A 22358-nucleotide genomic window follows, 5' to 3' on the forward strand; every position below is an offset into this window, starting at 1 on the left:
ACAGACTGACTCCGATATCCCGGGGGCGGGGAGGTGCGATGCATCGGGGCAACGGGCGCACGCGCCGCGCGGGGACGGGTCGGCTCGCGGCGCCCCTCGCGATCGGGGCGGTGCTGCTCGCCGTCGCCGGCACTGCGGCCACCGCGGCCGCGTGGACGGATGTCGTGGGCTTCGGCGCCGACGCGGGGGTCTCTGACGGGTTCGACGTGCAGGCGCGCACGGCCCTCACGATCAGGCTCGAGACGGCGGAACCCGAGTGGGGCGTGTGGGGCGACATCGGGCTCCCCGGCGACCCCGATTCCGATGTCGCGGGCAATGAGCTGATCACGCTGCCGGTCGAAGGCGTGCAGCCGAACTCGAACTACGCGCGCCCCATCCAGATCTGCAACACCGGACCGGTCGACGCCGAGATCGTCGACGCCGAGATCACCACGCAGGGCGTGCTGGTCGATGCAACCTCCGTGCTCGTCGAGGCGATCGACCTCGGCACGGTCATCCCCGCGGACTCCTGTCGACCGGTCGAGGAGGGTGGAGCGCCGTCGGTCACCGGCGTCATCCAGTTCACGTCGAAGACCGCATGGGTCGACGACGATCCCCTGGCCAATCCCACCGACCAGATCACCATCCGGATCTTCTGCCGGGAGGCGTCGTGAGCCGCCGGCCGCGCGTGTCACGGGCGCCACGGGGCCCGAGCCCGAGCCCGCGTGCCGACGGCGGCATTCGCCGCATTCTCGCGAGTGCGATGCGTGCGACGGCAGGGCTGCTGGGCGCCCTCGCGATCGTCGTGGTCGCCGCGACCGCCCCGTCGACGAGCGCTGATTGGGAAGACCGCGGACGCACCCTCGTGCCAGTCCTGGCCGGCGACCCGGCCCCCGACCCGACCGTGGTGGCGCCGATCACCGACGGGGCCAACACGGTGCTGGAGGACGAAGCGAATCCCGAGAACTGGGCGTGGACGAGCAGGGACACCGCCACCGGCGGGAGATTCCCGTACCCCGGGCCGAAGGACTTCTGCGTCGACCTCGTCGTCAACACCGAGACGGCGGAGCTCTCCGCCTGGGAGCTCGAGTTGCATCTCGCGGAGCCGCCGTGGGACTGGAGGCCGCCGTTCACGCAGTCGATGCTCAACAGCATCTTCTACGATGACAACTTCAGCGTCACGCCGGCGGCGGACTACGCGACCTCCGGCCTCGCGTACATGCGGCCCGACGGCGACGGGGGCGAGTACGCGTCGTTGATCCAGTCCTACGGCGTGTCCTTCTGCGCGGAGACTGGCTCCCCGGCGTATCTGCCGCCTGGCCCCGGCACCACCTACGAGATCACGAGTGTCGCGGTCGCCGACTCGGGCGGACAGGCGAAGATCACGCTCGTCGTCAAGGGCTACACGTGGTATTTCATCGGCTACACCGCGACGTTCAACCTCGAGGACCTGCTCGACGAGGCCCTCCTGAACGGCGAGATCACGCAGGCGCAGTACGACGCGTGGCTGCCGACGAAGGTCTGGTACGGCCCGTTCGCCTCTGGCGCCACCGGCGTCGGCTACAACGTGACGGTCACGCCGTACAACGAGTACGTCACGTTCATCAACGAGCACGCGACGATCACCCTCGAGGTGACCGGAAGCCAATGGGGAGTCCGCGCCTGATCCGGGGCGACGACAAGAAGGGGAAGAGCACATGAACACGAACACCAGCACGGGCACGGGGACGGGCCGACGAACGCGCGTCTTGAAGGTCGCGCTCGCCGGCATCGCGATCCTCGGCATCGGGGCCGCGATCACGACGGCGGCCTGGACCGACGACGTCTTCTTCGGAGCGGATGCCACGGCCTCGAGCTTCGACCTGCAGGGCGCCGCGAACCCGGAGGGGGCCGCGTGCGATGCCACGCTCACCTATGGGGATGAGGGGCTGCCGGGCGATGTGGCCGAGATCGACATCACGACGGCCGAACTCGGCGCCCTGTCGCCGGAGGACGTGGTCGTCGTCCCGTTCTGTCTGTACAACGCCGGTTCGCTGAGCGGCACGCTCACCCCGCCGGCGGCGGGCGGCGTCACCGTCGCCGGAACCCTGTTCGACGGCGGATTCCTGACGCCCGCCGACATCGCGGTCGCGCTCGACGCCACGACCATCGCGGCCGGCGGCTACGTCGCCGGAACGATGACGGTCACCACGCCGGACGACTGGACCGATGAGGCGTTCAGCCTGGCCGCCCACATCTCGTTCGTCGTGACCGGCACCTCGGACTGAGCGAACGCTCGCAGGCGCACGGTAGGACGATGCGAATCGTCCGTCGGATCGGCGGCATCCTGAGTTGGGTGCTCGCCGCGATCGGCGTGCTCGCCGGCGGCCTGTGGCTCGCGACGAACGCCGGGCTCGTGCAACCGCTGATCGTGGTCTCGGGCTCCATGGAACCCGGCATCCGCGTGGGGGACCTGCTCGTCGCGGTGCCGGTCGCGGCCCGTGGCGTCGGGGTGGGCGAGGTGGTGAGCCTGCCGAACCCGCAGACCGGCACGCTCGTGACCCACCGCGTGCTCGAGGTGGTGCCGAACGCAGACGGCTACGCCTTCACGATGCAGGGCGACGCGAACGAGGCCGTCGATCCGCTGCCGTACCTCGTGGCCGCCGATGCCTCCGTGTGGCATCCGACGCTGACCCTGCCGGGCGTCGGAGTCGTCGTGGACCGGATCGCCAGGCCATCGGTGGCGATCCCCCTGCTGGTGACCGTCGGAGCCCTCATGCTGTTCACCGCCCTGCCCGGCGGCCCGCGCCGGCCGGAGACATCGCCCGAAATGCCGCCGGCCCCCGCCCTGTCCGGGCCGGAGACGATGCCCGAGGTGCCGCCGCCCGGCGACGAGGCGCATCGGAGCGAGGAGGTGCGGACATGACGACGCCCCGCGCGACCAGGTCGTCGCCGCTGCGCATGCTCCTCGCTGCGCTGCTGGGACTCGGCATCGCCGGAGCCGCCGTGCCCGCTCCCGCTGCTGCCGCGGACTCGCCGCCGCCACTCGTCTTCGTGCTGCACTTCCAGGACCTCCAGCCCGGCGAACCGCAGACGCAGTCGGACACCTTCACCCTGCCGAGGTCCGCCGATCTCATCGCCCTCGAGTGGCTGGAGCGGTCCGGCATCTTCACGGTGCTCGACCTCGACACCGAGGTGTGCGACGCGTCGGGCACGTGCGTCGACCCCGATGCCGGCGGAGGCGTACTCGTCGCCGGCGAGCTGACGGTCACGGTGACCGCGACGATGACCGGCGCCGGCGCCGGCGCCACGCCGACGGGTTCCGCGGTCGGACGCCTGACCTTCACCGGGCAGGACCCCGCGCCGGATGCGGCGTCGGGTGCGGGCGCGCTCGGCGGAACCGGCGTGGACGGCTGGGTGCCGACCGCGTGGGCGGCCGCGCTGCTCGCCCTCGGCGCCCTCGCGCTCCGCGCCGGTCGGCGGGGCAGGCTCGCCCCAGGCGACGAAGGCCGCGAGGGCCACTAGGACGATCCACACCCGCCTCCGTCATCCGGAAGCCCTCGCGGACGCCGCGGCATCGGCTCGACCGGCCGCGAGCCCTGTCGCTCAACGGCCCGATCGGATAGGAATGACGCATGCTACGCGGCAGCACGGTGGGGCTCAGGGCCCGGTACGACGAGGACATCCCGATCCTGCGGACCGAGCTCTACGACGACGTGGTCAACTTCTCGCGCGCCGATGGCCGGGCGTGGCGGCCGATCACCCCCGGCTCGAACGAACCGCGGCTCGTCGTGGACGAGACCGATCAGGTGAACGTCGCCTTCTCGGTGGTCGAGCTCGGCAGCGGCGCGCTCATCGGCGCGGCCACGTTCTGGGACATCGACACCCACAACCGGTCCGCGCACCTCGGGATGTCGCTGCTTCCGGCGGCACGCGGGCGTGGCTTCGGTACCGACGTCGTGGCGGTGCTCTGCCACTACGGGTTCGTCGTGCGCGGGCTGCACCGGCTGCAGGTCGAGACCCTGAGCGACAACGACGCGATGCTGCGCGCGGCCGAGCGCAACGGCTTCGTCCGCGAGGGCGTGCTGCGTTCGTCGGCCTGGGTCATGGGCGAGTTCCTCGACGAGGTGCAGCTCGGACTCCTCGCCGAGGACTGGAAGCCGGCCCCGACGCCCTAGCGGTCCGGGTTCGTCGCAGCCCCGTCGAGCCAGAGCGTGTTGCTGGGATCGCTGTGCGCGGTGCCGGTGCCCACGTGCTTGTCGCTGATCTGCGGGCCCTTCGTGATGACGTGCACGAGCGCCATCGCGTGCCCCTGCCCGAGGCCGTAGTCGGCCTTCAGCCAGGCGACGATGGGCGCCGACTTGGTGGTCTCGTCGAAGCCCTGCTCATGCGCGAGCTCGATGAACTGGCGCGGCGTGATGCCGGTCTTCGCCTCGATGTTGTCGAGATATGCCTGGAACGTCATGTTCTTCCTTCTGGTTCGAGCGGTGGGTGAGCGGTGCTCAGTCTGCCCACGTCTGGATGATGACGGGCGACGCGTGGATGCACAAGACCTTGAGTCGCTCGGGACCGGCGTTGGTGAACCGGTGCCACACGCCGGTCGGCACGGTCGCCGTGTCGCCGACCGCGGCCGTGACCTGCCGGTCGCCGATGGTGAGCGTCGCCTCGCCCTCGAGCACGACCCAGGTCTCGGGATACGGATGCCAGTGCAGGTCGGTGCCCTGCCCGGTCTCGTAGTCGACGAGGAAGTACGAGACGCCCGATCCGTGCTCGGCGCCGACGAACCGGCGGGTGCGGCTCGTCGAGCTGATGAGCAGGTCGCTCGCGTGCACGAGCTCCGGCGCGGCGGACGAGTCCGTCGTCGGCGCGAGCGTGAGCTCGGCCGGCGTCGATGACGTGATCATGGATGCCTCCTGGCGGTGACGGCGGGTGATGGGAACAGGCTCCTCCCGCGGCATCCGCTCGCGTTAGTGTTTCGATGTGGATCGAAACTTCGTCGACTTCCGTCTCGTGCCGGGCGACATCTCGGCGATCCGGTTCGGCGTCTCGCCGGGCCACGAGCTCTGCAACGCGATGCGCGTGCTGCAGCGACCCGAGGAGCATCCGCTGCAGTGGGGGTGGCTCCGCGGCGTGCGATCCCGGATGCCGCGGCAGCCGTTCGAACTGCTCGCCACCGTCATCGGGGCCGAGGGGTACTTCCCCGACTTCTTCACGGCGACGCCGACGTGGAACATGCAGCCCGACGACGAGTTCGAGCGGCTGCGACAGGTCTCGCCCGACCTCATGCGGGTCGACCTGGCCAAGATGGTGCTGCGCTCGACGGGCGCCAGGCAGCGAGCGATCCAGCAGATGCTCGATGATCCGCTGCGCGCCCGGGCGATGCTCGCCGATGCGTTCGAGGCGATGTGGGAGGCCGTGCTCGCGCCCGTCTGGGTGCAGCTCGAACGTATCCTGCGCGCCGACATCGCGGTGCGGGCCCGGCGCATCACGACCGAGGGTCTCGCCGGCATGGTCGGCTCGCTGCACCGCACCGTGAGCTGGAGCGACGACGTCGTGCGCGTCGAGCTGCGCCTGCACCGCGAGGCCCTCGACTGCCGCGGCAGCGGGCTCGTGCTCGTACCGTCGGTGATGACGGCGCACGGCTGCTCGGTGCTCACCGAGCCGCCTGCCCAGCCCACGATCTTCTACCCCGCGCAGGGCGTGACCGAGACGTGGGCGCGCGACCCCGGTTCGGCTGCCGAGGCGCTCGGCGCGTTGCTGGGGCCTGCGCGCGCCGGCATCCTGCTCGCCGCGCATGCCGAGCGCACGACGTCGCAGGTGGCATCCGACGCGGGGCTCGCGATCTCGACGGCGTCGCACCACCTCGGCGTGCTCCGCGAGAGCGGCCTCATCGCGAGCCGACGCGACGGCGCGCGGATGCTGCACCTGCGCACGCCGCTCGGGGAGGCGGTGGTCGGGGCGGCCCTGTAGCGGGAGCCGGTGTCGAGCAGCCTGATGCTGCTCGAGGGGAAGGCAGTCGCCGTGATCCACGGCGGAGGGGGATCGATCGGTTCGGCGACGGCGCGCGTGTGAACGCCTTGGGATTGCACCACGTGCAGGGGCTCGCGATCGCCGACACGTCGCTCGAGGCCTACCTGCACCCGGTCACCGGCTCCCTGCACCCGGTCACCGGCTCCCTGCACCCGACCTCGACGAGGTCGCGGAGTACCTCGCGTTCGCGGCATCCGATCGCGCCGCCTCTCACCGGGGTCGTGTCGAACCTCCCCGCGGGGGCGCTCGTCGACTGAGGGAGCGAGGTGCCACGATGGGCGGCATGACCTGGCCCGACGCACGAGACCTGCTGCCCATCGATGCCGCCCGAGCGACCCTGGTCGGTCGTGCGTGGCTGCCCTCTGGTGTTGCGAGCGCAGCGGCGGCAGCCGGGCCAGCAGTCGTCGCGGTGCGCGGCGACGAACTCCACGACGTGTCGCGCGCCTTTCCGACGATGCGCGCGCTGACCGAGGCCGCCGACCCCGCCACGGCACTGGATGCCGCGCTCGAGGCGAGCATGGGGGAGCGCATCGGCAGTTTCGGCGAGGTCGTGGCGAACACGCCGCCCGAGACGAGGGATGACACGAAGCCGTGGCTGCTCTCGCCGATCGACCTGCACGTGGTCAAGGCCGCGGGCGTGACGTTCCCCGTCTCGATGCTGGAGCGCGTCATCGAGGAGCGGGCGCGAGGCGACCAGGACGCCGCGACCGAGATCCGCCGTGAGATCCTGGCCGCACTCGGCGGGAGCCTCGACGACCTGAAGCCCGGATCCGACGAGGCGGCGGCGCTCAAGGCGCTCCTCCTCGAACGCGGATGGTGGAGCCAGTACCTCGAGGTCGGCATCGGGCCCGATGCCGAGGTGTTCACCAAGGCCCCCGTCCTCGCGACGGTGGGCACGAACGTCGACGTCGGCGTGCACCCCGCGTCGCAGTGGAACAATCCGGAACCCGAGGTCGTGCTGGTCGTCACCTCCGAGGGCCGCATCGTCGGCGCGAGCCTCGGCAACGACGTGAACCTCCGAGACGTCGAGGGCCGCAGCGCGCTGCTGCTCGGCAAGGCGAAGGACAACAACGCTTCGGCCTCGGTCGGGCCATTCATTCGACTGTTCGACGGCGGTTTCGGGCTCGACGACCTGCGGCTGGCGGTCGTGTCGCTCACGATCGACGGAGCAGACGGCTACCACCTCGATGGCATGAGCGAGCTCGCTCGAATCAGCCGCGAACCCGCGGACCTCGTCGACCAGGTCGTCGGGGAGCACCACCGCTACCCCGACGGATTCGTGCTCTACCTCGGCACGATGTTCGCTCCCGTCGATGATCGGGACGCGCCCGGTCGCGGCTTCACGCATCACGACGGCGACCTCGTGCGCATCGCCGAGCCGCGCCTCGGGGCGCTCGTCAACCGGGTGCGCTCGACCGCCGACGCCGAGCCGTGGACGTTCGGCATCGACGCCCTCTACCGTTCCCTCGCCGCGCGCGGACTGCTGCGCTGAATCCACGGCCAGGATCCGGCGATTGAGGAGACCAATTCGCCCCGTTTGCTGCGTTGTGTCGTCACGCGTGGCGTGGTCAGGCGAAATCATCTAACCTTTAGGAACCCCGTTCTCACGCCTGGAGGAACTCGATGAAGAGTCGCACGCTGCGATCCGGTCTGTCGCTGACCGAGCTCGGCTTCGGCGCCGCGCAACTCGGCAACCTGGTCCGCGCCACCACCGACGACGAGGCGTCCGCCGCCGTCGCCTCCGCGTACGACCGCGGCATCCGGTACTTCGACACGGCCCCGCACTACGGGCTCGGCCTCTCCGAGCGTCGGCTCGGCGCGGCCCTTTCCGCGTACCCCCGAGACGAGTTCGTGCTCTCGACGAAGGTCGGCCGCCTCATCGTGCCGAACGAGGCCTACGACGGCCGTGCGCGCGACGACGAGGGCTTCGATGTGCCCGCCGACCTTCGGCGGCGGTTCGACCTCAGTCGCGACGGCATCCGTCGCTCGATCGACGAGAGCCTCGAGCGGCTCGGACTCGACCGCATCGACATCGCCTACCTGCACGACCCAGACGCCTACGGCCCCGAGGCCCACGCCGAGGCGATCCCGGCGCTCATCGAGCTGCGCGACGAGGGCGTCGTGCGCGCCGTCGGCGCCGGCATGAACCAGTCGGCGATGCCCACCGAGTTCGTGCTCCGGCACGACATCGACCTCATCATGCTCGCCGGCCGCTACACGCTGCTCGAGCAGGGCGCGCTCGACGACCTGCTGCCCGCGGCGGCCGAGCGCGGCGTCGGCATCGTCGCGGCCGGCGTCTACAACTCCGGCCTGCTCTCGCGCCCGAGGCCGCCGGCCGACGCGCGCTACGACTACGCGCAGGCTCCCGCCGAGATCATCGCCAGGGCCGACGCCGTCGCCGACGTGTGCGAGGCCTTCGGCGTGACCCTGCCCGAGGCCGCACTCGCGTTCGCGCTGCGGCATCCGACCGTGGTCTCCGTCGTCGTCGGCATGCGCACGGCCGACCAGGTCGAGCAGACCATCGAGCGGTACGCGGTCGACATGCCCGACGGGCTCTGGTCGACGCTGGCCGACCGCGGACTCCTACTCCTGCGCGATGCCTGAGGCGTCAGGCCTCCTGCGCCTGCCCGAGGCCGCCGGCGACTCCACGGCCCGCGATGCCCGGTTCGCCGCCGTCGACGATCTCGGGCGCGGATTCGTCGAGGTGGGCGGCCGTGTACTCCTCGACGCCGAGCACGTGCACCATCATGCGGATGCGGGCCCGGTCGGGGTCGTGCGCCGCGAGCGCGGTGAGGATCGCGCGGTGCTCCTGCTGCGTCGAGTGCACGGCGTCGTGCTGGTGGATCGCGCGCCAGAGGCGCGCCCTGGCCGTGCGGCTCACGAGTGCGTCGATGATCGCCGCGAAGGCCGGGTTGCCGCTCGCGTTCGCGATGAGGCGGTGGAAGTCGGTGTCGACGTCGATCGTGGCCTCGAGGTCGATGCGCTCGTCGGTGAGCAACGACTCGCCGCGGTCGAGGATGCGTGCGGCCTCGGCGAGGTCGTCGTCGCTGATGCGCAGCGCCGCATGCGCGGCGGCCTCGGGCTCGAGCACGCGGCGAACGCCGAGCAGGTGCACGTTGTTCTCGGGGCTCTGCAGCTCGGCGAGCATGCCGAGCGGCTCGAAGAGCCGGCCGGGCTCGAGCGAGGTCACGTAGGTGCCGTCGCCCTGGCGAGTCTCGAGGATGCCGAGGATCACGAGGGCGCGCACCCCTTCGCGCAGGGGCCCGCGCGAGACGCCGAGCCTCGTGCCGAGCTCGCGCTCGACGGGCAGGCGGGAGCCCGCGACGAGCTCCCCGCTCGTGATCATCTGACGGATGCCGTCGATCACGACCTGGGCGCGGGATCGCGCCGGGCCGGCCTCGGGGGTGTTCTCGCTCGTCATGGGCACAGCCTAAATCACCACCTGCGCACCACCCGTGAATTCATCAGATCTTTGGAGGAGGCTGCATGACCGAGGTCATCGACGCCCATCAGCACGTGTGGGATCTCGAACGAGCCGAGTACTCGTGGCTCACCCCCGAGGCCGGCGTGCTGCACCGCACCATCGAGATGGCCGAGGTGCTGCCCGAATTCGCCGCGGCCGGCGTCACGGGCAGCGTGCTCGTGCAGTCGGCCGACAACGACGACGACACCGACAACATGTTCGAGGTCGCCGCTCGCGAGCCCGTCGTGCTCGGCGTCGTCGGGTACGTGCCGCTGCACGAACCCTCGCGGGCGGCAGAACGGCTCGCCGAGCTGCGACTGCGGCCCGGCTTCTGCGGGGTGCGCAACCTGATCCACGACCGGCCCGACCCGCACTGGCTGCGCCGGCCCGACGTCGACGAGAGCCTCGGCCTGCTCGCCGCGGCCGGCGTGCCGTTCGACGTCGTCGGCGTGCTGCCCGAGCACCTCGAGGCCGTGCTCGCGATCTCGGAGCGGCATCCCGACCTCGACATGGTGCTCGACCACCTGAACAAGCCGCCGATCGGCACCGACGAGTGGGAGCCGTGGGCCACGCTCATCGCCAGGGTCGCCGAGAATCCCAGGGTGCACGGCAAGGTCTCCGGCCTCTACGCCGCGACGGGGAACCCAGCCGACTGGACGGTCGAGACGGTCCGCCCCGTGTTCGACCACGCCCTCGCGGTCTTCGGACCCGACCGGCTCATGTACGGCGGAGACTGGCCCGTCTCACTCATCGCGGGCGGCTACACGCACGTCTGGCATGGGCTCTCCGAGCTCCTCGCCGACCTCACCGACGCCGAGCGCGCCGGCATCCTCGCGGGAACCGCCCGCAGGTTCTACACCCTCCCAGAATCGGAGCTCCTCGATGACTGACCAGTTCACCTTGGCTCGACTCGGCGACGCGGGCCGGGAAGTGCCCGTCGTCCGGATCGGCGCACGCACGCTCGACGCCCGTTCGGTCACAACCGACTTCGACGGCGCCTTCTTCGCCGCCGACGGCATCGCCCGTGTCGCGGCCGCCCTCGACACCCTGCCCGTGATCGACGCGACCGGCCTGCGCGTCGGCGCCCCGATCGCGGCACCCGGCAAGGTCGTCTGCATCGGGCTCAACTACCGCGACCACGCTGAGGAGACCGGCGCCGCGCTGCCCGCCGAGCCGGTCATCTTCATGAAGGACCCCTCGACCGTCGTCGGTCCGTTCGACGACGTGCTGATCCCGCGCAACTCGACGAAGACCGACTGGGAGGTCGAGCTCGGCGTCGTGATCGGCACGACCGCGCGCTACCTGGCGTCGCCCGACGAGGCCCTTTCCCATGTCGCCGGCTACGCGGTCTCGCACGACGTGTCGGAGCGCGAGTTCCAGCTCGAGCGCGGCGGGCAGTGGGACAAGGGCAAGAGCTGCGAGACCTTCAACCCGCTCGGCCCCGTGCTGGTGCCCGCCGCCGACGTCGCCGACCCCCAGGCGCTCGGCCTGCGGCTCTGGGTCAACGGGGAGATCCGCCAGAACGGCACGAGCGCCGACATGCTCTTCTCCGTCGCGCACGTGATCTGGTACCTCAGCCAGTTCATGGTGCTGCGTCCGGGCGACCTGATCAACACCGGTACACCCGCCGGCGTCGCGCTCGGCATCGAGGGCAACCCGTACCTGCGCGCCGGCGACACCGTCGAGCTCGAGATCGACGGCCTCGGCCGCGCGACCCAGAGCCTGGTGCAGGCGTGAGCGCCGGCGAGTTCGACGGCCTCGTCGCGATCGTCACGGGCGGGGCCTCCGGCATCGGCCTGGCCACCGCGAAGGTGCTCGCCGAACGCGGCGCCACCGTGGCCGTGCTCGACCGCACCCTCGTCGGCCTCCCCGAGCCGCTCATCGGATTCACGGCGGATGTCACCGACCGGGCCTCGATCGACGCGACCGTCGCCGAGGTCGCCGAACGCCTCGGCGGCATCGACGTCGTCGTGAACAACGCCGGCATCAGCGCCGTCGGCACCGTCGCCGAGAACGACGACGCCGAGTGGGCGCGCGTGCTCGACGTCAACGTCATCGGCATGGCGAGGGTGACCAGTGCGGCGCTGCCGTGGCTGCGGCGCTCCGACGCGGCATCCGTCGTGAACGTCAGCTCGATCGCGGCGCTCAACGGCCTGCCGCAGCGCGCGCTCTACTCCGCCTCGAAGGGGGCGGTGCTCGCGCTGACCTACGCGATGGCCACCGACCACGTCGCCGAGGGCATCCGCGTCAACTGCGTCTGCCCCGGCACCGTGCACACCCCGTTCGTCGATCGGATGCTGCAGGGCTTCGCCGACCCCGTCGCCGAGCGGGCGGCGCTCGACGCCCGACAGGCCACGGGCAAGATGGTGGCACCCGAGGAGGTGGCCGCGGCGATCGCGTACCTCGCGAGCCCGAGCTCGGTCTCGACCACCGGCACCGCGCTCGACGTCGACGGCGGCGTCTCGCACCTGCGCGTCAGGCCGGCCGGGGCGCGCTCGTGAAGCGCCTCGCCTCGGTCCTCGGCATGCCGGCCGAGAACCGCGAGGAGTACGAGCGCCTGCACGCCGAGGTCTGGCCCGCGGTGCTCGAACGCCTCTCCGCGAGCAACATCCGCAACTACTCGATCTACCGCCACGGCGAGGTGCTCTTCGCCTACATGGAGTACGTCGGCGACGACCTCGAGGCCGACATGGCCGCGATCGCCGCCGACCCCGAGACGCAGCGCTGGTGGTCGGTGTGCGAGCCGCTGCAGCGCCCCTTCGCCGAGCGGGCCGAGGGCGAGTGGTGGATGGAGATCCCCGAGGTCTTCCACCTCGACTGAGCGGATGTCGCGGGGCGGGGCAGGTCGACGTCGCGCGCGCCGGCGACGGCGGAACTCCGGAGTCCTGGGGCGACGCGCCGTATTCATCGGCGGCGGCGCGGCGTGTCGAACGAGAACTCCGGAGAACGGCCGGCCGACGCATGCCGGCACGGCATGATGGCCGTATGGCCCCAGAGATCCCCGGCATGATCGGCATGCCAGCCCCGCAGTACGTCATGAGCACCAACGGGCGCCGCATCGCGACGTACTCGTGGGGCGGCGACGAGGCGCCGACGGTGCTGCTCGTGCACGGGTTCGCGTCGAGCGCGCGAGACAACTGGGTGAACACGGGCTGGGTGCGAGACCTCACGCGGGCCGGATACCGCGTGCTCGCGATCGACCAGCGCGGCCACGGGGCGAGCGACAAGCCGTACCTCGACCGCGCCTACGTCATGGACCTCTTCGTCGAGGACATCGTGACGGTCCTCGACACCTACCTGCTCGAGAACGCGCACTACGTCGGGTACTCGCTCGGCGCGCGCGTCGGGTGGCAGGTCGCCGTGGCGCACCCCGAGCGCCTCGACCGCGCCGTGCTCGGGGGCATCCCCGACGGGCGGCCGCTCGCACGCCTGCAGATCGACCAGGCCCGCGCCTACCTCGAGCACGGTACGCCCGTCGAAGACCAGGTCACGCGCAATTACGTCCTGCTCACGGAGCGCGTGCCGGGAAACGACCTCGGGGCGCTCATCGCGCTCGCCGAGGGGATGCGCCTCGGCGACGCCGACCCCGACGTGTCGAATCCGCCGACGCAGCCCGTGCTGTTCGCCACCGGCAGCGAGGACGCGATCCTCGAGCGTTCGCGCCTGCTCGCTGCGGCCACGCCAGGCAGCCGGTTCATCGAGCTGCCGGGGCGGCACCACTTCAACGCGCCCGTGTCGCGGGAGTTCCGTCAGGGCGCGATCGCGTTCCTCGGCGAGGCCTGAACGGCGCGAGCGTCAGCGGGCAGGTCTGATCCGCAGGAGCGTCAGCGGGCAGGTCTGATTCGCAGGAGCGTCAGCGCCCGAGGCCCGGCCGCTCGACGTCGAGTCCGAGCCAGTCGGCGAGGCTGCCGATCTCGGCATCGACCGCCGCGCTCGTCGACCGGTCGAAGGCCGCGTCTTCGTGGATCGCGGTGATCACGAGCACGCCGCGCTTGCGGTCGGCCACGGCGTCGAGCTTGCCGACGAGCCGGTCGCCATGCAGGATCGGCAGCGCGAAGTAGCCCCAGCGGCGCTTCGCCGCGGGCTTGTACATCTCGAGCGTGTACTCGAAGTCGAACAGCTGCTGCGCGCGCAGCCGGTCGTAGGCCAGGCGGTCGAACGGTGAGAGCAGCGCTGTTCGCCCGGTGAAACCCGAGCGCACCTCGTCGAGCACGACCGGGTCGACGCGCCATTCGCCCGGCACCCCCTCGACCACGGCCGGCTCGCCGGCTGCGCCGACGTCGACGGGTTCGAGCGGCATCTTCGTCGACTTCGCCCGCGCGATGCCGAGCGCGGCGAGGCGGCGCTCGTTGCGTGCACCGGCCGCCTGCTCGGGCGTGAACGATGCGGTGTCGGCGGTGTCGGCGGGGTAGACGCGGTCGGCGATCGTGAAGAGCCGTTCACGGCCGCGACGGCCGGCGATCGCGATCTCGCCCTGGAGCGCGAGGACCTCGAGCATGCGGCCGACGTTGCGGTTGTGGGTCCACCCGGTGGACTGCCACGACACGATGCTGGTGTCGTCGATCTCGCGCGACGCCAGGGGCTCGGTCGAGGCCTCGAGCCGGCGTAGGACATCGCGCCGGAACGCGGCGTTCTGCTCGAGCCAGACCTGTGCGCGGTCCCATGTCGGCCACTCCGCCATCTCGGCTCGGAAGAGCGGTAGATCGCCGATCGGCCGGACCAGGGCGTCGAGCTCGAACAGCGCGCGGTCGTGCTCGAGCGCTCGCACCAGGTCGGCCGGGCGGTACGACGCGCCGAGGCGGCTGAAGGCGACGAGGTCGGCGTTCGGTGCGATGGCGGCGGTGGGGTCGACCTGCAGCAGGGTCAGGCGCCGGACCACTTCGAGCAGGTCGGTGGGGCGTTCGGCATCGAGCAGTTGGGCGCGCACGGCGACCCGGCGAGCGGTCGTGGCGTCGAGCCGGTGCACGGTCAGCCCACCGGAACGTCGGCGGTCGGCTCGTGCCGTCAACTCGGGCGGATCGCCCGGTTGCTGCGGATGAGCCCCGCCGGGTCGACCCGCTGCTTCACCGCGGCGAGCCGGTCGAGCACGGCCGGCTCGTAGACGTCGGCGAGCGTGCCGGCGCCGAGCATCGACGGGACGCCGCCGAGGACGCCGTGCCGCTCGGCGAGGTCGTGCAGCGGCCGCAGTGCCGCGACCGGGTCGATCGACGGGTCGAGCAGCAGCACGCCGGCGCTGAGCAGCAACGGCGCCCTGATCGCACCGACGGCGGAGAGGTCGGCGCCGAGCTCCTCGGCGGTCGCCCCGCCCATGGCGCGCAGCCCGCATCGCATGAGTCCGAGCTCGGCACCCGCGAGGAACGCCTCGACCAGCTCGGCGGCGAAGTCGTCGTCGTCGCTGCCGATGGTCGCGCCGAAGTCGGCCGTGGGCATCGGGTCGACCGGTTCGGCGGCCACGGCGGCGAGCCGGCCGATCGTGAAGGTCGTGAGCGAGTTCGCGATCGGCTCGGCGACCCCGAGCAGCCGTGCGGCGTACCCGCGCCCGGTCGCCTCGTCGCCGACGTGCACGAGCCCGATCGAGGCGACCACGCGGCCGCGCAGGTGCGGGGGCATCACGGGCAGGTCGGGGAACCGCATCATGCCGATGTCGAGGCCCAGCTCCGGCACGTCGCGGGCCAGCGCGAACGCCGCGGCGAGCACCGGAACCGCGGCCTCGACCGGGAACACCAGGCCGCCGCCGAACAGGGTGTCACCGTCGAAGAGGGCGAGCTCGATCGCCGTGACGACGCCGAAGTGCCCGCCACCGCCGCGCAGCGCCCAGATCAGCTCGGCGTCGTCTTCGTCGGAGACCCGGCGCACCGCGCCCGACGCGTCGACGAGCTCGACCGCGACGATCGACCGTGCGGTGAGGCCGTGGCGGCGGCTGAACATCGAGTGGCCGCCGTTGATCGCGAGCCCGACGACGTTGACCTCGGGGTTCGACCCGGCGAGGCCGATGAGGCCGGTGCCGTCGAGCGCCTGCAGCGCCGCGCCCCAGTTGACCCCGGCGCCGACGCGCAGCGTGCGGCCCTCGACGTCGACCGTGATCTCGTCGAACGCCGACGGGCGGATCAGGATGACGCCCTCGAGGTCGTCGGCGGCCCCGTGCCCGTTGGGCTGCGTCGTGACGCCGAGTCCGCCGGCGCGAGCGGCGGCGAGGACCGCCTGCACGTCGGCGACATGCGCCGGCGTCGCGACGGCCGCCGGCCGCTGGTCGACGCTGAGGTTCCACGGCGATCTGGCCGCGTCGTAGTCGGCCTCGCCGGGCAGCACGAGCGTGCCGGCGAGGTTCGATCGGAGGTCTTCGAGCGCGGTCGCGCGGGCGTCGGTCATCGGTGGAGCCCCTCTCATCCGCCGCACACGTTACTCCCGGCATCCGACATCGTCACGGGCCCACCTCGCCCGTGCATGGGTCGCGAGCGGCGCTCGGCACGGATGCCGCGGGGCGGGCGCCCGGCCGGGCAACGTACGCTGGTGGGCGCAGAACCCCGGCGTGCGGCATCCGTTCGCATGCCCATCGAGAGGACCCCCGTGAGCCTGATCCGCCTGAACGACGTGAGCATCGAGTTCGACGGGCGACCCGTGCTGAAGGAGGCGTTCCTCAAGCTCAAGGCGGGCGACCGCGTGGGCCTCATCGGCAAGAACGGCACCGGCAAGACGAGCCTCCTCGAGGTCGTGCTCGGTCGCCGTGAGCCGTCCAGCGGCACGCGCGACGTCACGCTCGGCACCACGATCGGGTACTTCTCGCAGTTCTCGGAGCTCGATGGCGAGCAGAGCATCCAGCAGACGCTGAGCGCGCACTTCGCGCAGGTGCACGAGACGCAGGCGCGCATCGACGAGATCGGCCTCGCGCTCGCCGAGCCGATGGGCGACGACGAGATGACGCGACTGCTCAGCGAGCAGGGCGAGCTCTTCGAGCGCATGGACCACATCGGCGGCTGGACCTACGAGACCACCATCGACACCGTGCTCACGCGCCTCGGCTTCGACGCCGAGCGCCGTGACCTGCCGGTCGGGCGGCTGTCGGGCGGATGGCGCAACCGGGCCGCGCTCGCACAGATCCTGGTGCAGTCGCCCGACGTGCTGCTGCTCGACGAGCCGACGAACTTCCTCGACCTCGACGGCGTGAAGTGGATCGAGAACTGGCTCGCCTCCTTCGCGGGTGCCGTGCTCGTCGTCTCGCACGACCGCCAGTTCCTCGACGGCGTCGTCGACCGCATCATCGAACTCGAGAACTACCGACTGCAGGAGTACGAGGGCGACTACTCGGCCTACGTGCACGCGAAGCAGTCGCGCCTGAAGATGCTCGAGAAGCAGTTCGCGCATGAAGAGGAGCTGCTGGCCTACGAGCAGACCGCCTCGGCCGCCCGCCGTGAGGCGGCACGCAACCCGTCGAACGCGGTCGCACGGCGCCTCGCCGACATCAAGAAGCGTCAGGCACCGCGCCCGATCGACCAGATCATCACGGGCATCTACGAGGGCCTCCGCGTCAGCAACGACCTGCTCACCGTCACCGGGCTCGCGAAGGGCTTCAACGGCTTGCCGCTGTTCGAGGGCGTCTCGTTCGACCTGCATCGCGGCGACCGCGTCGCGGTGCTCGGCTCCAACGGCTCGGGCAAGTCGACGCTGCTCGACGTGCTCACGGGCGAGACCGAGGCGGATGCCGGCAGCGTGCGCTGGGCGAAGGGGGCCAGGTTCGTGTCGTACAACCGGGTCTCCGCCGAGCTCGACCTCGAGGACACCGTCGGGCATGCCGTGAACGCCTACCCGGACTCGCTCGCGTTCACCGCGACGAAGAAGTCCGTGCACCGGTTCCTCGCGATGCTGCAGTTCTCGGAGGCCGACCTGAAGCAGAAGATCGGCACGCTCTCGGGCGGGCAGCGCGCCCGCGTCGCGATCGCGCAGTGCCTGCTCTCCGGCGCCGCGGTGATCGTGCTCGACGAGCCGACGAATCACCTCGACATCACGTCGACCCAGGTCATGGAGCGCGCGCTCACGCACTTCCCCGGCGCCGTCGTGGTGGTGAGCCACGACCGCTTCTTCGTCGACAAGCTCGCCGATCGCCTGCTCGTGTTCGAGGGCGGCGGGCGCGTTCGCGAGACGCCGGCGACCGGTGCGCTGTAGTCCGGACTCGGCGGGCCTGCGCCGCCGTACGAACCGGGGCTGAACGATCCGCGGCGGATTCCCTGATGCCGCCGCGCCGAACCGGGGATAGGCTCCGCGTCCATGGACATGCTGAAGGGCGAGCAGATCGCCGCGGCCGGCCTGACCGACTGGCGCAAACTGGCCCAGGGACTGCACGCGCGGTACCTGGTCGACGACTTCGGCGCCGGCGCGCGGTTCGTCGTCGCGGTGGGCGAGGCGGGTGACGCCCTCTCCCACCATCCACGCGTGACGATCGGAACCGGGTACGTCGACCTGGAGCTCGTGAGCGACGACGCGGTCTACCGCGACGGCGAGGGCACCGAGCACGTCATCGAATGGGTCACACAGCAGGACGTCGACCTCGCACGACGGATCACCGAGATCGCCGCCGCCAGCGGGGTCACGGCCGACCCGGCCTCGGTGGGCGAGATCGAGCTCGGGCTCGACACGGCCAGCTCCGCGACCATCGCCCCGGTCTGGGCCGCCCTCCTGACCGGGAGTGCCGAGTCCCAGGGCCGAGGGACCCCGAGCGATGAGGTGCGCGACGCCACGGCTCGGGTGCCGAACCTCTGGTTCGGCGACGACGAGGAGTACGAGACCTCGCGTCAGCGGTTCCACCTCGAGGTCTACGTGGCACCGGAGGTGGCCGAGCAGCGGATCGCCGCCGCCGTCGCCGCCGGCGGCACCGTCGTCGATGACAGCGACGCGCCCTCGCTCACGGTGATCGCCGACCAGGACGGCAACCGGGGCGTCGTGTGCATCGACGCGTCCGCCGCTGCGAAGGCCTGAATCGCCGGGACGGCACCTCGGATCAGCCCCAATGGTTGACGCGCCCGCGGAAAGCGATTACCTTGCGAATCGAGCATCCGCGAGAAAGCGCTTTCTCGGCCATTCGACGCGGAACGACACGATCTCGACGAGGAGACCCATGCCCCAGCTGTCGCGCGCCCTCCGAACCTCCCTGACGGCATTGACCGCCGCCGCCCTCACCCTGACCGGAACCGCCGGCGCGACCGCGTTCGGTCCCTCCGGTGCGCTGAACGCGGGGAACCTCCCCATCGCCGATCACGTCGCGATCACCCCGACCGGCAGCGACTTCACGATCTACGCCGCCCCGGGCAAGAACGTGACGGTCGACGCCCACAGCCGCATCTCCGACCGCGGCGAGGCGTTCACGAAGCGCATCAAGTTGAACGGGTCGGGCGCCGAGGCCGCCCGGTCGCTGCACTTCGCGGTCGCCGAGTCCGAGGTGCCCACCGAGGTCTTCGTCGCCGCCCGCAGCGGCAGCGCGACGGCCGACCGCGCCGTCGCCCTCTACACCGCGACCGGCGAGGTCGGCCGTGCGCCGGCGCTCGCCGATGTCGACTCGCTGGCGGTGACCACGGAACGCATCGCGATCACCTCGCCCGGCGAGTACTGGTTGGCGTCGCCGAGCTCGGGCGTCAACGTCTACTTCGCGCAACTCGGGGCGTTCGAGCCGCAGGCCCGCGCCGCCTGGGGCGACGTCGCGACGCCGGTCGTCACCTCGGTCGAACCCGACCCCGTGAACCCCGCGAACCTGCTCGTCGCCTACGAGGGCCTGCTCGGCACCGACGGCGGCGACGTGGTCTACGCCAGCCTCCTCGCCGCGAACGGCGCCGTCGTCGACCAGACGCTCGCGGCGACGGACGGCACCGCAGGGACCCTCTCGCTGACGCCGCCGGCATCGGGTGCGTACGAGGTCGAGGTGCGGCTCACCCGTGCGGGCGAGACATCCGCCCTCATCTCCGCCCGTGCCGCGGTCGGGGACTTCTCGCTCCCGCTCGTCGGCCCGACCGTGACCGGCGCCCTGACGAGCGGCATCGTCGGCGGCTCGGCCACCGTGACGCTCTCGTGGTCGGCGACCGCCGAGGCCGACTCGTACTCGGTCGAGGCGAGCTCCGGCGGCGCGCCGTTCACCGCCCTCGCGCAGGGCGTGACCGGCACCACGGCCGACGTTCCCGGCTTCACGCCGGGCGCGAGCCACCAGGTGCGCATCGTCGCCCACCGCGGTGCCGAGTCGGCGACCGGAGCCGAGTCCACGGTCGACGTGGCCGCCGGGGTCGAACGCTGGCAGATCGCCGACATCGGCTCGAACGCGGGATCCGGCGGCTCGGTGCTCGAGCACGACGACGGGTCGATCACGTTCGACGCGAAGGCCAGCTCGACCAAGCTCGCCAACAGCGAGGACGGCTTCCAGTACTTCTACACGCAGGTCGACCCGGCAACCGAGAACTTCACGCTGACCGCGACGTTCCGCGTCGACGACGCGACCGCGAAGGACGCCCAGTCCGGGTTCGGCGTGCTCGCCGTCGACGACCTCGTGCCGGGCGTCTCGGCCGCGAGGTACTTCAACTCCGCCGGAGCGCTGCTCACCCGCTACCCCTTCGGCACCGGTGCGGGCGAGTGGCAGGACGGCACGCCCGGCGCGCGCTTCGTGCACGGCTACACGGGTGCGACCACCGACAACACGGCCGGCACCCGCGACATGGGCGACTCCGAGGCGTTCGACTGGGAGTACCGCCCCGACGCGGTCGGCCCGAAGTTCGCCGCAGGAGACGAGTACGAGCTGACGCTGCGCAAGTCCAACACGGGATACCACGCCATCTGGCACCGCGACGGACAGGACCTCGAGGTGATCCACTACGACCCCGACATGCTCGACGTGCAGAACGCGGATGCGTCGTTCGTCGGGCTCGCGGTGGCCCGCAAGATCCAGGTGACGGTCACCGACTGGGAGTTCACGACCATCCTGCCCGCCGACGACGAGCCGAGGCAGGACCCGCCGACCGAGTACGTCCCGGCGACGCTCTCGGTCGACGTGACGCGCACCACCCCGGAGTCGAGCCTCGATGTGCCGCTCGTCGCGAACATGTACGGCACCGGCCGGATCCTCGACGCCTCGGGCGAGGTCGTCGCCGGCGACGTGCCGCTCGCGCCCGGCGAGCGCGTGCTCGTGCCCGTCGAACTCGAGCCGGGCGTGAACGAGCTCACGGCACGGTTCCTGCCCGCGGCCGAGCAACCGCACCTCGGCGAGGACGAGCAGGTCGAGTCGACCGACCCGGTCGACGTGCCGCTCACCGTCACGGTCGACTCGTTCGGCGAACCCGGCCAGTCGATCCGCGTCGCGCCCGACGGCACTGCCGACGGCGACGGCACGACCGCGTCGCCGCTCGACCTGCCCACCGCCGTCGCCTTCGCGCAGGCCGGGCAGCAGATCGTGCTCGAGGGCGGCACCTATGCGCTGCCCCGCAGGGTCGTCGCCGAGCGCGGACGCGACGGCACCGCAGAGGCTCCGATCACCCTCATGTCGGAGCCCGGCGCGCGAGCCGTGCTCGACCTCTCGGGTTCGCCCGACGGCGGCCTCGTGCTCCGCGGCGACTGGTGGCACGTGTACGACCTGGAGATCACCGGGTCCGCCGACAAGAAGAAGCCGATGCTCATCCAGGGCCACCACAACGTCGTCGAGCGGGTCGAGTCGCACCACAACATGGACACCGGCATCCAGATCTCCGGATCCGAGGCCGAGCCGCCCGCCCTGTGGCCGACCGACAACCTCGTCGTCTCGTCGGTGTCGCACGACAACGCCGACCTCGGCGGCAACGACGCCGACGGCTTCGCCGCGAAGCTCAGCGTGGGCGAGGGCAACGTGTTCCGCTCGAACATCGCGTACAACAACATCGACGACGGCTGGGACCTCTACGCCAAGTCCACGACCGGCCCGATCGGCACGGTCATCGTCGAGGACTCCGTCGCCTACGACAACGGATGGCTGCAGGCCGACCCGAGCCGCATCGGGGAGGGCAACGGCTTCAAGCTCGGCGGCGAGTCCATGCCCGGCGACCACCTGCTGCGCAACTCGGTCAGCTTCGGCAACCTCGCGACCGGCGTCACCTCGAACTCGGGACCCGACATCCGCCTCGACCGGGTCACCTCGGTCGGCAACGACCGCGGCGTCCGGCTCGAGACGAACGCCGCGGCGACCGACTATCGCGCCGCCGGCGTGCTCTCCTGGCAGTCGCCCCAGACCGATGTGCTCGCGCTGAAGCAGGCCGACACCTCGCTGCTCGCCGACCCGACGAACGTCTGGAACACGGGCGCCGCGTCGCCGGTCACGGCCGACTGGTTCGAGTCCGTCGATCTCGACGGCCCGCGGCCCGAGATCGCGGCGGACGGCTCGATCGACCTGCACGGCCTGCTCGAATTGACGGATGCCGCGCCCGCCGCCTCGGGCGCCCGGATCGAGCCGATCGCCGAGCCGACCGAGATCGCGGTGCTCCCCGAGGTCACGGTGCCGTTGGCCAACCTCACCGCGCCGTCGATCGCCGGGAACCCGGTCAAGGGGGCGACCCTCACGGCCGATCCCGGAACCTGGTCGCACGGCGACGCGGCCATCGCCTACCAGTGGCTGAGCGACGGCGAGCCGATCCCCGGCCGCAAGGGCACCGAGGCGACCTACAAGGTCCGCGGCGGCGATGTCGCCCACGACCTGTCGGTCGCCGTCACCGCGACGGTCGACGGGCAGGGGCCGGTGACGGCGACCGCGCCCGCGGTGACCATCGTCGACGACCGCCCTGGGCCGGCGCAGGTGATCGCGCAGCTCGTGCAGACGCTCCTCGACTGGCTGCGGAGGCTGTTCGGCTGAGGTCCGGGGGCGACGAGGGTGTGCGGACCCCGCGCCGCGTTCGTGCGTTCGGAGGATCCCGCC

At 71.6% G+C, this 22358-nt stretch carries 23 protein-coding genes; 18 read left to right on the top strand and 5 right to left on the bottom strand.

What is annotated here, in order from left to right; translation table 11 throughout:
• Positions 1–38: 38 nt before the first annotated feature.
• From ABIC29_RS02815 to ABIC29_RS02840, 6 genes are all read left to right on the top strand, one after another.
• Positions 39–653, top strand: a complete 615-nt coding sequence (locus ABIC29_RS02815) for a hypothetical protein (RefSeq protein WP_116080749.1) — start codon at positions 39–41, stop codon at positions 651–653.
• An 89-nt stretch (positions 654–742) separates the two neighbouring features.
• Complete coding sequence (locus ABIC29_RS02820; RefSeq protein WP_354242532.1) at positions 743–1645, top strand: hypothetical protein; 903 nt, start codon at positions 743–745, stop codon at positions 1643–1645.
• Between the two features lie 31 nt (positions 1646–1676).
• Positions 1677–2246, top strand: coding sequence for a hypothetical protein (locus ABIC29_RS02825; RefSeq protein WP_354242535.1), 570 nt, complete (start codon positions 1677–1679; stop codon positions 2244–2246).
• Positions 2247–2275: 29 nt separating this feature from the next.
• The gene (locus ABIC29_RS02830; protein ID WP_354242538.1) at positions 2276–2884 is read left to right on the top strand and encodes a signal peptidase I; all 609 of its coding nucleotides are present in this window, start codon (positions 2276–2278) and stop codon (positions 2882–2884) included.
• A complete protein-coding gene (locus ABIC29_RS02835) occupies positions 2881–3483 on the top strand; it encodes a hypothetical protein (RefSeq protein ID WP_354242541.1) in 603 nt (200 codons plus the stop codon). Before ABIC29_RS02830 ends, ABIC29_RS02835 begins: the two co-directional genes overlap by 4 nt.
• Positions 3484–3593: 110 nt before the next feature.
• Positions 3594–4136, top strand: a complete 543-nt coding sequence (locus ABIC29_RS02840) for a GNAT family N-acetyltransferase (RefSeq protein WP_116080754.1) — start codon at positions 3594–3596, stop codon at positions 4134–4136.
• On the opposite strand, the gene ABIC29_RS02845 is transcribed toward ABIC29_RS02840, so the two are convergent.
• Both ABIC29_RS02845 and ABIC29_RS02850 read right to left on the bottom strand, forming a co-directional pair.
• The gene (locus tag ABIC29_RS02845) at positions 4133–4423 is read right to left on the bottom strand and encodes a DUF4287 domain-containing protein (protein ID WP_116080755.1); all 291 of its coding nucleotides are present in this window, start codon (positions 4421–4423) and stop codon (positions 4133–4135) included. The two genes, ABIC29_RS02840 and ABIC29_RS02845, sit on opposite strands and share 4 nt — an antisense overlap.
• A 37-nt stretch (positions 4424–4460) precedes the next feature.
• Positions 4461–4862: a cupin domain-containing protein gene (locus ABIC29_RS02850; protein WP_116080756.1), complete on the bottom strand. Its 402-nt coding sequence runs from the start codon at positions 4860–4862 to the stop codon at positions 4461–4463.
• A 76-nt stretch (positions 4863–4938) separates the two neighbouring features.
• Between ABIC29_RS02850 and ABIC29_RS02855 the strand changes: the two genes are divergently transcribed.
• From ABIC29_RS02855 to ABIC29_RS02870, 4 genes are all read left to right on the top strand, one after another.
• Positions 4939–5928 (top strand): ArsR/SmtB family transcription factor, encoded by a 990-nt coding sequence (locus ABIC29_RS02855; protein ID WP_116080757.1) that lies wholly within the window; start codon positions 4939–4941, stop codon positions 5926–5928.
• Positions 5929–6026: 98 nt separating this feature from the next.
• Positions 6027–6245 carry a hypothetical protein gene (locus ABIC29_RS02860; RefSeq protein WP_116080758.1) on the top strand — a complete coding sequence of 73 codons (219 nt, stop codon included), beginning with the start codon at positions 6027–6029 and terminating at the stop codon, positions 6243–6245.
• Between the two features lie 26 nt (positions 6246–6271).
• On the top strand, positions 6272–7480 hold the full coding sequence (locus ABIC29_RS02865; RefSeq protein WP_354242547.1) for a fumarylacetoacetate hydrolase family protein: 1209 nt from the start codon (positions 6272–6274) through the stop codon (positions 7478–7480).
• Positions 7481–7611: 131 nt separating this feature from the next.
• Positions 7612–8592, top strand: coding sequence for an aldo/keto reductase (locus ABIC29_RS02870; RefSeq protein ID WP_354242550.1), 981 nt, complete (start codon positions 7612–7614; stop codon positions 8590–8592).
• Positions 8593–8596: 4 nt separating this feature from the next.
• Here the strand turns inward: ABIC29_RS02870 and ABIC29_RS02875 are convergent, their stop codons facing one another.
• On the bottom strand, positions 8597–9409 hold the full coding sequence (locus ABIC29_RS02875) for a FadR/GntR family transcriptional regulator (protein ID WP_116080761.1): 813 nt from the start codon (positions 9407–9409) through the stop codon (positions 8597–8599).
• Positions 9410–9474: 65 nt separating this feature from the next.
• Here ABIC29_RS02875 and ABIC29_RS02880 point away from each other — a divergent pair, with 65 nt between their 5' ends.
• The 5 genes from ABIC29_RS02880 to ABIC29_RS02900 all read left to right on the top strand — a co-directional run bounded on the left by ABIC29_RS02880 (position 9475) and on the right by ABIC29_RS02900 (position 13234).
• Positions 9475–10341, top strand: a complete 867-nt coding sequence (locus ABIC29_RS02880; RefSeq protein WP_354242553.1) for an amidohydrolase family protein — start codon at positions 9475–9477, stop codon at positions 10339–10341.
• Complete coding sequence (locus tag ABIC29_RS02885) at positions 10334–11188, top strand: fumarylacetoacetate hydrolase family protein (protein WP_354242556.1); 855 nt, start codon at positions 10334–10336, stop codon at positions 11186–11188. The genes ABIC29_RS02880 and ABIC29_RS02885 overlap by 8 nt, the downstream gene beginning before the upstream one ends.
• Positions 11185–11952 carry an SDR family NAD(P)-dependent oxidoreductase gene (locus ABIC29_RS02890; protein WP_116080764.1) on the top strand — a complete coding sequence of 256 codons (768 nt, stop codon included), beginning with the start codon at positions 11185–11187 and terminating at the stop codon, positions 11950–11952. The genes ABIC29_RS02885 and ABIC29_RS02890 overlap by 4 nt, the downstream gene beginning before the upstream one ends.
• On the top strand, positions 11949–12272 hold the full coding sequence (locus tag ABIC29_RS02895) for an L-rhamnose mutarotase (RefSeq protein ID WP_354242559.1): 324 nt from the start codon (positions 11949–11951) through the stop codon (positions 12270–12272). The genes ABIC29_RS02890 and ABIC29_RS02895 overlap by 4 nt, the downstream gene beginning before the upstream one ends.
• Before the next feature lie 164 nt (positions 12273–12436).
• A complete protein-coding gene (locus ABIC29_RS02900) occupies positions 12437–13234 on the top strand; it encodes an alpha/beta fold hydrolase (RefSeq protein ID WP_354242562.1) in 798 nt (265 codons plus the stop codon).
• Positions 13235–13304: 70 nt separating this feature from the next.
• On the opposite strand, the gene ABIC29_RS02905 is transcribed toward ABIC29_RS02900, so the two are convergent.
• Complete coding sequence (locus ABIC29_RS02905; protein WP_354242565.1) at positions 13305–14417, bottom strand: DNA glycosylase AlkZ-like family protein; 1113 nt, start codon at positions 14415–14417, stop codon at positions 13305–13307.
• 38 nt (positions 14418–14455) lie between these two features.
• Entirely contained in the window at positions 14456–15820 is a 1365-nt protein-coding gene (locus tag ABIC29_RS02910) for an FAD-binding oxidoreductase (protein ID WP_158551745.1), read from the bottom strand.
• 141 nt (positions 15821–15961) lie between these two features.
• Between ABIC29_RS02910 and ABIC29_RS02915 the strand changes: the two genes are divergently transcribed.
• The 3 genes from ABIC29_RS02915 to ABIC29_RS02925 all read left to right on the top strand — a co-directional run bounded on the left by ABIC29_RS02915 (position 15962) and on the right by ABIC29_RS02925 (position 22295).
• On the top strand, positions 15962–17611 hold the full coding sequence (locus ABIC29_RS02915) for an ABC-F family ATP-binding cassette domain-containing protein (RefSeq protein ID WP_354242568.1): 1650 nt from the start codon (positions 15962–15964) through the stop codon (positions 17609–17611).
• A 102-nt stretch (positions 17612–17713) separates the two neighbouring features.
• Positions 17714–18421, top strand: coding sequence for a 4a-hydroxytetrahydrobiopterin dehydratase (locus tag ABIC29_RS02920; RefSeq protein WP_354242571.1), 708 nt, complete (start codon positions 17714–17716; stop codon positions 18419–18421).
• 139 nt (positions 18422–18560) lie between these two features.
• Complete coding sequence (locus ABIC29_RS02925) at positions 18561–22295, top strand: right-handed parallel beta-helix repeat-containing protein (RefSeq protein ID WP_354242574.1); 3735 nt, start codon at positions 18561–18563, stop codon at positions 22293–22295.
• The last annotated feature ends 63 nt before the right edge of the window (positions 22296–22358 follow it).

The organism is Agromyces sp. PvR057 (assembly GCF_040547485.1).
Lineage (GTDB): Bacteria > Actinomycetota > Actinomycetes > Actinomycetales > Microbacteriaceae > Agromyces.